The 12,046-nt window shown below is 38.8% G+C and carries 7 protein-coding genes; 2 read left to right on the top strand and 5 right to left on the bottom strand.

Annotated features, from left to right (window positions below; translation table 11 throughout):
• Positions 1-138 precede the first annotated feature (138 nt).
• From nosZ to tyrS, 5 genes are all read right to left on the bottom strand, one after another.
• Entirely contained in the window at positions 139-2,040 is a 1,902-nt protein-coding gene (gene nosZ, locus ND2E_RS17970; RefSeq protein ID WP_033092424.1) for a TAT-dependent nitrous-oxide reductase, read from the bottom strand.
• Between the two features lie 79 nt (positions 2,041-2,119).
• Positions 2,120-4,297 carry a transcriptional regulator NosR gene (nosR, locus tag ND2E_RS17975; RefSeq protein WP_395858395.1) on the bottom strand — a complete coding sequence of 726 codons (2,178 nt, stop codon included), beginning with the start codon at positions 4,295-4,297 and terminating at the stop codon, positions 2,120-2,122.
• Positions 4,298-4,858: 561 nt separating this feature from the next.
• Positions 4,859-5,860 carry a glutaminase A gene (gene glsA, locus ND2E_RS17980; protein ID WP_033092423.1) on the bottom strand — a complete coding sequence of 334 codons (1,002 nt, stop codon included), beginning with the start codon at positions 5,858-5,860 and terminating at the stop codon, positions 4,859-4,861.
• A gap of 15 nt (positions 5,861-5,875) precedes the next feature.
• Entirely contained in the window at positions 5,876-7,270 is a 1,395-nt protein-coding gene (locus tag ND2E_RS17985) for a DcaP family trimeric outer membrane transporter (protein ID WP_033092422.1), read from the bottom strand.
• Positions 7,271-7,555: 285 nt separating this feature from the next.
• A complete protein-coding gene (gene tyrS, locus ND2E_RS17990) occupies positions 7,556-8,755 on the bottom strand; it encodes a tyrosine--tRNA ligase (RefSeq protein WP_033092421.1) in 1,200 nt (399 codons plus the stop codon).
• A 514-nt stretch (positions 8,756-9,269) separates the two neighbouring features.
• Between tyrS and ND2E_RS17995 the strand changes: the two genes are divergently transcribed.
• Both ND2E_RS17995 and ND2E_RS18000 read left to right on the top strand, forming a co-directional pair.
• The gene (locus tag ND2E_RS17995; protein WP_033092420.1) at positions 9,270-10,766 is read left to right on the top strand and encodes an OapA family protein; all 1,497 of its coding nucleotides are present in this window, start codon (positions 9,270-9,272) and stop codon (positions 10,764-10,766) included.
• Complete coding sequence (locus ND2E_RS18000; RefSeq protein ID WP_033092419.1) at positions 10,759-11,949, top strand: anhydro-N-acetylmuramic acid kinase; 1,191 nt, start codon at positions 10,759-10,761, stop codon at positions 11,947-11,949. Before ND2E_RS17995 ends, ND2E_RS18000 begins: the two co-directional genes overlap by 8 nt.
• Positions 11,950-12,046: the final 97 nt, after the last annotated feature.

Below are 12,046 nucleotides of genomic sequence, written 5' to 3'. Positions count from 1 at the left end.
CGCATTTCCATGCTTGTAGTATTTTAACTGCATGACAGAACCAGTTTTCTGTTCTTAAGATCACAAAAAAGCCCAACACTTCTCAGTCTTGGGCTTTCGGTTTTTGTATTCAGTTTACTGTTGTAGCGTTATTAAAGCCTAAGCTTCAACGAACATACGACCACGCATTTCCATATGTAGTGCATGACAGAACCAGTTACAGTAATACCACTGTACGCCAGGTTTGTTTGCAGTGAAGGTAATTGACGCTGTCTGTTGTGGACCAATTTCCATTTGAACGCCGTGGTTAGTCATACAGAAACCATGAGTTACATCTTCAACTTGGTCAAGGTTTGTTACGATAACCGTTACTTCATCACCTAACTTAACGTTAAATGATTCCATGCCGTACGTTGGTGCAACTGATGTCATGTAGACACGTACTTTCTTACCATCACGAATAACTTTGTTATCACTCATTGGGTCAACACCATCACGCTTAGCTATTGCTAACGTTTCAGCGAACATAGAGTCATCACGAGTCCAAACTTTCTTAGGCTTAACTTTACTACGGTGTACCATAATACAGTCATGTGGTTCAGCAAATGTTGGACCGTCATGAACAAGCTTCATTTCATCACCCGAAATATCAATTAATTGATCATTTTCTGGTTTAAGTGGACCAGTAGGTAAGAATCTATCTTTAGAGAACTTACAAAGCGCAATTAACCATTTACCATCAGCATCACGTGATTCACCTTGTGTTGTGTGGTTATGACCTGGTTGATAATGTACATCTAGTTTTTGACGTAAGTAATTAACTTTTTCGCCTTTATAGGATTTAATCGCATCGTCAACATTCCATTTAGCAATTTGGCTATCTAGGAATAATGTAGTGTAAGCATTACCGCGGCCATCAAAAGCTGTATGTAATGGCCCCAATCCTAGCTCTGGCTCTGCTACAACAGTATCACGAGGTTTAATTTTATTAGCAAATAAATCATCTAGTTTTGCGATAGAAATTACCGTTACTGTTGGTGATAATTTACCATTTGCCATAAAGTACTTACCTTCTGGCGATGTATTCAAACCATGAGGTGATTTTGGTACTGGGATATAACGTGTTAAATCTGAACCTTTACGACCATCTAATACAGGTACATTATTACCGTTGTAAGTTTTGAACTTACCTGCTTTTAATGCTGCTTCACAAGCGGCTAAGCTAAAGATAACAACGTGATCACGCTCAGCGCCGATCATTTCGCCTAAATTCATCCCCATTTCTGAATTGTAACAAGTAGAAGCGAAGTATTTACCGTCAAAATCGGCATCAGTATTATCTAAGTTACCGTCAACCATAACTTGGAAAGCCATTTCCATGGTTTCTGCATTAATTACGTTGTATAACGAGCGGTAAGTGCTGACATCTTTCATGCCATCTTTACCATCGTTATTCATTGGAATTTCAAATTCACCATTACAAACTACATATTTAGTGTATGGTGCTTTTTGTACGCGTAAGCCGTGAACTGCTTGTACATTTGGTACGGTAAGCATTTTGTCACACTTCATGATGTCACAACGAATACGTGCTACACGAGAGTTAGCTTTATCATTAATAAAAACGTATTTACCGTTATACTGACCATCGGTCATACTCATATGAGGATGATGAGAGTCACCCATCATAAGATCAGCACTGTCGCCTTTAACACGCTTAGACTCTTCAGTTAAGCCCCAGCCTGTTGCTGAGTCGGTATTAAATACTGGAATACGCATTAATTCACGCATTGAAGGGATACCTATAATACGTACCTCACCAGAATGACCACCTGACCAGAAGCCATAGTACTCATCTAATTCACCTGGATGTACAACTGCGCTCATAGCCATTTCTTTTCTTTGTGCTTGTGCAGTTGAAGCGAACATGGCTGCTGTCATTGGCGCTGCCACAACACCAGCGCCAATTAGGGCACTTTTACCAAAGAACTTACGACGTTCTTCGCTTTCCAATGTAACTTCATTGGAGTCATTCGTTAAATTTAACTCTTCTTTACTCATTGGTATTCTCCACTTTACTTATAATGTAATTAAATTTGTAATTTAACTGTCTTGATTCAATTTAGGTCGCTTGATCCAATTAAGCTACTTCGGTTATTTCAATTTCTGTTTCTTTAAACTTTGCTTTCTTTCTTGCTAATTTCTTCAGTGGTGGACATTTTTCGTCATTAAAGTAAGTCACTTGACAATCAAGGCAGTAATGACATTCACGCATATTAATAACACCGTCAGGGTTTATGGCTTGAATTTCACACTCCTTAGCACATGTTTTACAAGGCTGACCACATTCAGGACGACGACGTAACCAGCTAAATAAGCGTATGTTATTACTGGTTGAAAGCGCTGCACCTAATGGACACAAGTAACGACAAAAGAACTTGCGGTTAAAAATGTTAATAATGAGGAGAATGGATGCATATAAAACAAACGGCCATTCACGATCAAACTTCAGTAAGAAAGTTGTTTTAAATGGTTCTACTTCAGCGAATTGCTCTGCCAGTGCTAGAGACTCCATCGATAAACCAAAAAGCGCTAATAAAATGAGATATTTGATAGCCCATAAACGTTCATGGACGGCCCAAGGTAATTCAAACTGTGGAATTTTGATGTAGCGAGCAAAAATATTCATCAACTCTTGTAATGCGCCAAATGGGCATAACCAACCACAGTAAACTGCGCGACCCCATAAAATCATGGTAACCGCTGCTGCTCCCCAAAGAATAAAAATTACTGGGTCAAGTAAGAATAAGTCCCAAGAAAAATCAGTCATGAAGGCTTGTAAGAAAGTAAATACGTTCACTACAGAAAGTTGTCCGCCCCAAGACCAGCCAATAAATACTACCGTGACAATCAAGAACAAATGACGGAAGTTATGCATAAACGTTGGGTGACGTACGAGAATATCTTGGAAAAACAGGCTCATCACAACAATGATAAGCAAAATAATGAGTATAATGACTTCTGCTTCTTTCTCTTTCCACACTTGCTGAACCAGTGTTAATTCTGGCTCAGGCATGATAACAGCTGGGCGATCTAGGTATTTGTCTAAAGTATGATAATCCGCTTTAAAACTTGTGAATATGCTTTCTAGAGGGCCGGTTTGTCGACGAACAAGTAACTCTAACTGCCAATCAGAAGCAGGGTTGAATTTGTGGTGTTCACGAATAATAAATATTGAACGTTCATTGAACTGTGGTGCCCCATCAATATAAATATCAGGTACACGACTATGATCTAAATCTCTAAAGGCAAATGCTTCGCTATTTTGTAATATTTGAATACGATCAAAAATAGCACCACGAACATAACCTGATCCCTTAAATGAATAACCAGTACCCATTAAAATAACCGCGTGTTCGCCAGGTTTGAGCGAAGACATCATATAGTCATATTCACTATCGCCTAGTAAGTTACGACCAACGGTAGGAATATCTACTTGTGCAAAATACACCTCGGCAAACATATCTTGTTTTTGTTCGTCAGTCGCTTCCTCAATATGCTCGGCTTCAGTACCAACAAATGCTTCATCAACCGTTTTTCTGTTTAGGTATAACTTACGGATAGAACCATCACCTGTAAGGGTAGTCCAGTCTGACTTGGCAAAAACGTCGGGGTAAATGGTTCCCATTGGTTGAATGATTTCTTGGCTAGCACTAATAATGCCTAATGCACGAGCCACTTGTGTTGCTGATTTGACAATACCAACATTCATTACCATGACGGTAACGGTTGCGCCAGAAAGGCCATCGATATGTATAACGTTTTCGGTTTTGTTACCACCAACTTTTAGGCGATCACTGACATGTAATCCGTCATATTGCTTGATAAAATTGTGCAATTTACTTTCAGGAATACCCGCTAAAATAATTGGTTCATGGTGCTCTAATACTTTTGCACCCAAATAAACGCCTTTAATATCAATAGCCACTAACATATTTACTGGTTCGCCTGAGTAGGCTGGTATTTTAGCTATGTCGTTGGTTTCAAAGGCGTAACCTAGAATGTCTTCACCTTTATAAACAGTCCAAACTAACGGACCTTCTGCTGTAGCGGCTTGCTTTTCACTAATGTTAGTTTGCTCGGCAAATATTTCCTTAATTAACGGTACAGGATCTTTAGGTGGGCTAACAAAAAGAGCTTGCGCAGGCATGATGACACATAAAGATAAAAGCAATGCTTGGGTGAGCGTGCTTCTTAGGGAAGAAACTGTTTGTCTGGGAAAGCGCATTAAGACATTAAAAAAATTATTTACTAACATGACATCGCCAATGTGTTGTGTTCATGCAGTATGGCATAAAAATAACCAACTGCGACAATATGTCACAGTTTACGCTTTCGCTTCAAAATCATTATGATATAGATCAAGCTATGTAAATAAATATGTCTGGGTATAACTCCTTTAATTCCCTAGAAAAAATATGGGTATTTATATTGCTTACTTGGATATATTGTAAAATGATCTAATAGAAGATTATTATTTTTTTCATTTGATAAAACCACAATAATGACAGTTTTAGTGCAACATCAGCATGTTTTATAGGCATATTTTTATGTTATGAATATATGGTGAATGGCCAACATAGTAATAAATTAGCCGTGCCGTTGTGACTGAAGAAAAGAAGCTTTGAAGCAATATAGGTAAGAATTTCGGGATAAAGAGAGTCATTCACAGGCGGGGATTAGGTATTTTCTTATTGTGATGGCGAACTTTTTTTAAATATCTCCTCGATAGTTTTGGCGCAATATGCACGCCTTCAATTAATCGAGACGTGCTGCAATTCAATCCGTAAAATGCAATATCAAACTGCATTTTTAGTCATTAGAAAATATTGGCGTGTAATTTCTCAGCAATAAAATTGATGGCTTGTTGTGCTCGCACACTATTACCTGCGCCATCCAGTCTAGGCGAGAAAACAGCGACAGCAAACCTGCCCGGTGATACTGCGATAATACCGCCACCAACACCACTTTTTGCGGGTAAACCTACTTGATAAGCCCATTGACCGCTATTTTCATATAGCCCTGCTGTTGTCATTACCGCCAATACTCGAGAAACATTTTCACTGCTCATTAAACGCTTGTCTGTTAACGGGTGCACACCGTTATTGGCAAGTACCGATGCCATCACAGCAAGATCTTTGGTAGTAACGGCAACTGAACATTGACGGGTATATACCGCCAGATTAATATCAACATCACCATAAAAACGATTATAGGAGCTTAGTAGTTCGGCAATTGCGCGATTATGACCGTTAGTCTCAGATTCAGATTCATAGACATCTTCTAAAACACTCAGTTTTCTGTTGGCAAAGTTATCATACCAAGCAGAAAGAACTGACCACTTACTTTGTTCATTTTTACCATCAAGCAAGCTGACAGTGGCTATCGCTCCGGCATTGACTAAAGGGTTTACGCTGCGTGCTTTATTGAGCTCTATAGCGGTCACTGAATTGAATGCCAAACCCGTGGCGTTTACACCTATTTTATCAACAATTATTTGTGGACCTTTTTGCTCCATTGCTAATGCTAGGGTGAATACTTTTGAAATAGATTGGATAGAGAAAGGCTGGTTAACGTCACCTTTGGTGTAAATTTCACCATGTGGAGTGGCCACGGCTAAACCAAAATAAGTTGAATCAACTTTCGCTAAGGCAGGAATATAGTCAGCATTTTTTCCTGATTCTTCATGTTTGAATTTCTGGTAGGTGTCATCTAGTATACTCTGAATAATGGGTTTTTGTGGCGACTTTGCCAATGCAGGACTGGCACAGGTTAATACCAGTACTTGAACAAAAATGATTAAAGAATGTGTTAACTTCATGTCATTAATTCCTTGTTAATATTTAAAACCGACTGAGGCTTGTACTCTAAAGTTATCCGCTTCAAGGTGTGCTTTACTTTGAACATCACCATATTGTAATTCAACCCCAGCTTTTAGTTGGCTAGCTGGATACCAAATAAGGTTTGCCGTTGTATAAGTACTATTTTTCAGTGATCTGCCTTTTTGGCTGACTAGGTTATCAATCGTTAAGTAACTATATCCAATAGCACTGCTCCATTTTTTATTCCACTGCTTATTATAGTAGGCAAAACCACCCGTTACTGGAATAGCTTTCAAGCGGCCTTTACCGTCTATACCAGCATCAACGCCACCCGTTTCTTCACTGTAATAACTGCAACAAGCATCATTAACGTAACGCCCTATACCTTCACCATAGGTTAGTTGAAACTTGATAGAATCCTCAGTCGTTACTGTTATCGCGCCTGAAAGATTGAGTCCCCAGCCTAACGTAGAGTCCTTCGTTGTTAATGTTTCATAGCCGAGTTGTCTCAATACGATTGCTGATTTTATGTAACCAAAATCAGCCTTGTGCAAATAAGACACGGTTAAATCAGGTAACTCATTAATATCGTCATAATCTGCTTTTGTAGATGATTTTGGCACAGCAAAATCACTGGAAGATTTTTCTATGGTAAACATTATTCGGCCACTTTTACTCACTGTTGTGCTATAGCGTACTTGGGGTTGACGGGTAAAGACCATAGAGTTAGGCCCCCAGAAATCTAAAATATTAGGGAATGAGTTAATATCCATAAAACCGCTAAATGTCTGACCAGCACCAAAATCTCCTATTTCTCCCCATAAATGGGTTAGGTTAAAGTCAGCATTACCTTGGTCATCAAACATATCAAATTCAAAGCGAGTGGTCATTGCGCCAAACTGAGTTGGTGTATAACTTTTAAAGGACAAATTAGACTGGCCAACACTCAGTAACGTGTTGTCTTTAGTTGTATTGCTTTCATAAGCTATGGAAGATGTTTGAAAGCCTGCCCGATTGGTCATTTTGCCATTATTATAAATGGCATCTAACCAAATCTGTCCACCAATCTGTAGGGTGGTATCACTATTACTCAGTTCAATGCTTTTATCTGGTGCTTCAAAATAATGACTAGGTCGTTGAGTCGTTTTAGGTATGACCATGGCTTTTTTGCTACTCCTTGCTTTCTTTTGTAAATTTGGAGCTATTGTTGAGTGTTTTTTGCTTTGCTTTTGTACTCGTTGCTCAAGTTCTAACAAGCGTAGTTCTAAACTTTTAATGCGCTCTTTATCTGTTTGTTCACTATGAGCACTCAGGGAGCACAGTATGCTTAGTGCCGCTAAATAAAGCGTTAAAGAATGGGTAACGCTGGGGTGTCGAAATGATAGAAATACTTGGACAGGTTTAGTCATTTATCACCTCATAGTGTGAATCGTACTCATTGATTTAAATAATTTTATTTGGCTAAGCTTAGTTAAGTAAAAGAAGTGGTAAGTAGCAAGAGATATAAGTGAGAATATTATTATTGTCGTGCCAGCCATGAAAATAATGATTAATCGCTAGCTTTCCGGTGGCAGGAGAAAATAACCCGTTATGACAAATTTCATTACAAGTAAACAATGCAGCAAATAAAAGGCATAAAAAAGCCAGTAACGTCAGTACTGGCTTGATAGTAAGATAATGAAATTTTAAGTAAATTAGCTTACGGTAATACGAGCAAACTTGCGTTTACCTACTTGATAAACTGCCGTTGAGCCAGCGCTAACAACTAAGCTACGGTCGGTTACTTTTTCGCTATCAATTTTAGCCGCACCTTGTTTTATCATTCTAAAAGCATCGGAAGTACTCCCGACTAACCCCGATTCTTTTAGCAAGTTAGCAATGGCTATTTCACCATTTTCAGTAGCGATTGTAAGTTCTGGCATATCATCAGGTAGAGCACCTTTTTGGAAGCGATTTATGAATTCATCATGGGCAGCTTGTGCCGCAGCGTCATCATGAAAACGAGCAATCAATTCTTTAGCTAAATCGATTTTTACATCGCGTGGGTTTTTACCTTCACTAATGTCAACTTTATAGCGTTCGATTTCTTCAAGCGGCTTAAAGCTAAGTAGCTCGTAGTAACGCCACATCAATACATCTGAAATAGACATTATTTTGCCAAACATTTCAGTAGGCGAATCAGTAATACCAATGTAGTTACCTAATGATTTAGACATTTTTTGTACGCCGTCTAGACCTTCAAGTAATGGCATCATAAGCACTGTTTGTGGACGTTGTCCTTCAGATTTTTGTAATTCACGACCCATCAATAGATTGAACTTCTGATCTGTACCACCCAACTCAACGTCTGACTCTAATGCAACTGAATCCCAGCCTTGTACAAGCGGGTACATAAACTCATGGATAGCAATTGCTTGACCGTTAGCGTAACGTTTTTTAAAGTCATCACGTTCCATCATACGGGCGACGGTTTGACGAGAAGCCAGTTGTAACATACCGGCAGCACCTAACTTTTCCATCCAAGTAGAATTAAAAGCCACGGTTGTTTTAGCGGGATCTAAAATTTTAAAAACCTGCTCTTTGTAAGTTTCTGCATTGGCTAGAACATCTTCTTTGGTCAGTGGTTTTCGGGTAACATTTTTACCTGTTGGATCACCAATCATGCCGGTGAAATCACCGATTAAGAAAATAACTTCATGGCCTAATTGTTGAAATTGACGAAGTTTGTTAATTAACACTGTGTGGCCTAAATGCAAATCAGGTGCAGTTGGATCAAATCCAGCTTTAATTTTAAGCGGTTTACCCGTTTTTAGCTTTGTAAGTAACTCTTCTTCAACTAATATTTCTTCGGCACCGCGTTTTAGCTCGGCGAATGCTTGGTTAACTTCGGTCATTAGGACTCCACTGTTTGGCTTTGAGTACTTAGTCTATTAATAAGTGATAACTACTGAGTAGTTGCGCTGGAAGTGATGCGCACCACCTTTGATAAATGCGTGGTTATAGTGACTAGGTAAAGTTTATTTAATGGTCGAATTCTACTGTACTTTGCTAGTGGGATAAAACCTTATAATGGCTTTTTTAGTAAAAGAAATGATGATCCTGACCATAAACAGAGTCAATAAAGGCTTAACTGACTCGAATTAAGCTAATTTTTAGTTTTTACCGGTGTTTCTGACCAATAAATAATTAAAGATCATTTGTTTCTTTTTCTTAGCAATGCACAAAATTTATGCTGATGTTCCTTAGCGACTTTGCATTTTTATATAATTAATAACATTTGTTTACAAATGGCCTCGCTTTGATTGACTAACACCGCCCTTTATCGCGCTATTTTTTCTGTAGTTTAACGACAGTTTTGATATAGTCGGTAAATTACCTGAATTTGTTATTCATTTTTCTGTTCCCGCTATGAAAGTTTCGAGTCGTACCCTGTTGAATAAATTATTAGAAATATTTAAAAACTTACCTAAGTTACATCGTCAGATAATAATTGTCAGTGGTTGTTTTTTACTACTTTTATTGATTTTTCCTTCGAGTGAAGAAAATCTCGATGTTGAAGATATTAAGGTTGGCAAACGTATACAGGTATCTTTGCCAGAAGATATAGTGCCTAAAGGTACAATACCAAAGCAAAGTGCTTTACCACAACGAAGTATAAGCAAAGTCAAAAACAAAGTAACAACTGAACAATTGCCCTCGTTAGCTAAAACCAGTAGTTCGCCAAATGAAGGTAGCTTAGTGCGTGGTAAATTAGAAAAAAAGCAAAAAATACAAGACTCACTTGAAACTCTTGCCCAACTAAGTTGGCAAACAGTCAAGGTGCGCAGTGGTGATTCTTTAGCGTTAATATTAAAACGTTTGGGTTTTAGTGCTCAAACAACCTATGCGGTGAGTACTGCTAAAGGTAAAGAGAGTAAACTACTCAAGAAACTGAATGTGGGTGATAAATTACGTATTGCCAGCAATGAGGAAAAGCAATTAGCTGCGCTTGAATACCCTCTGTCTAAAACAGATACCCTATTCATTAATTTAGTCGGAGATAGTTACCAATCTCATCGAGAAAGCAAAGAAGTAGAAATACGAGAGAGTTTTAGTTACGGCACTATCAATTCAAGTTTTTGGAATGCAGGCGTTAGTGCGGGCTTGAATGATAGCCAAATTATTAATTTTGCCAATATTTTTGGCTGGGATATTGATTTTGCTTTAGATATCCGTGAAGGGGATAGCTTTCATATTACCTATGAAAAGAAATATATTGACGGTGACTATATCGGTCCAGGCAATATTTTAGCGGCAGAAATAACGAACCAAGGTGAAGTATTCCAAGCGATTCGTTTTACAGATGATGAATATTACAGCCCTGATGGTAAAAGTATGCGTAAGGCTTTCTTACGTGCACCGGTTAATTTTAAATATATAAGCTCTAGTTTTAAACGAAAACGTTTTCATCCAGTGCAAAAACGTTGGAAAGCACATCGTGGCATTGATTACGCCGCTAAAACTGGCACCCCCGTTGTTGCGGCAGGTAATGGTAAAGTGACGCATGCAACTTATAACAAGTACAACGGGAATTATGTCTTTATTCAGCATGGTAATGGCATAGTAACTAAGTACTTACACTTCTCTAAACGTGCAGTAAAAAAAGGTCAACGTGTCAAACAAGGGCAGGTTATTGGTTATGTCGGCGCTACTGGTTTAGCGGCAGGCCCACATTTACATTATGAATTTTTACTTAATGGTGTACATCGTAATCCACGAACCGTTAAATTACCTGATGCTAGGCCGATTGCTAAAAAATACAAAGCCAACTTTTTATTATTAGCAGATGAACGTTTAACGGCATTATCAGGGGCTAAAAATGCATTGTTGTCGACACAAGCAAGTGATATAGCGACTAATGAATAAAAATGAAATGATAGCAGAGGGAAAATATTATCTTGGCTTAATGTCAGGCACCAGTGCCGATGGTATTGATTTAGTGCTAGTAGAGTTTACTAGCAGTGAGCAACAGCCTCAATTAATCGCCAGTTTTTATCAACCTTATACCACTGCTATTGCCGATAAAATTACCTCACTTTATCAACCCGGAAATAATGAAGTTGATCGGGCATTTCATTTAGATGTTGAGTTAGCTCATTTATTCTCTCAGGCTATTAACGTATTTCTTCAGCAAGAAAAGCTGACTCCCGACGATATTATCGCTATTGGCAATCACGGACAAACCATACGCCATCGGCCAACAGGTAATAACCCTTATACACTTCAAATCGGTTGCTGCCAAACATTGGCAACTTTGACAGGGATCCGTGTGGTAGGGCAGTTTCGTCGTAAAGATATGGCATTAGGAGGCCAAGGTGCCCCCTTAGTCCCCATGTTTCATCAGCAACTATTTGCTCAAACGGACTTGCCGAGCTTTGTGGTAAATATAGGTGGTATTGCTAATATAACCTTTTTGCCAGCACTAAATTCTAATCAGGCGGTGTTGGGTTTTGATACTGGCCCTGGCAATGCTTTACTCGATGATTGGTTCGCTAAACATCACCCTAGCAGTGACGATTCTTTTGATAAAAGTGGTGCTTGGGCTGCGACAGGACAAGTTATTCCATTACTGCTAACGCAGTTGATGCAAGATGATTACATCAACGCTGCTGCGCCTAAAAGTACCGGTAGAGAATATTTTCATCTTAAATGGCTTGAACAGCAATTGATGGCTTTTAACAAGGTAAGTCATTCACATAACGATGTATTTGCCTTGGATAGCGCGAATATTCAAGCGACATTATTGGTGTTTACCGCACAGAGTATTAGCAATGCTATCACAGCATTAACATCACAGGCTAAAGTCTATTTGTGCGGCGGCGGCGTGCATAATCACGGTTTAGTTGAAGCACTTAACAAGTGTTTAAATGCCTCAGGGAAAACCTTTGAAATGCATACGATGGAAGCTGTGAACATTGATGGCGACAGTCTTGAAGCCATGGCGTTTGCTTGGCTTGCCTACGCTTTTGATCAAGGGTTAGACAGTAATCTGCCTGCGGTAACTGGCGCAAGTGCACGTTGTACTTTGGGTAGTACTTTTCTTCCTTAAATCTTCTTTTCAAAATTTTTCCATATCTAGGTTACGTTTAGCAACTGCACGCCTAAATCAGGGGTTAATTTACTAGTATTTCATTACATCAATACTA

The sequence above is a fragment of the Colwellia psychrerythraea genome (assembly GCF_000764225.1).
GTDB lineage: Bacteria > Pseudomonadota > Gammaproteobacteria > Enterobacterales > Alteromonadaceae > Colwellia > Colwellia psychrerythraea_D.
The sequence above is the reverse complement of the archived record's forward strand: the minus strand, read 5'-3'. Positions and strand labels throughout refer to the sequence as shown.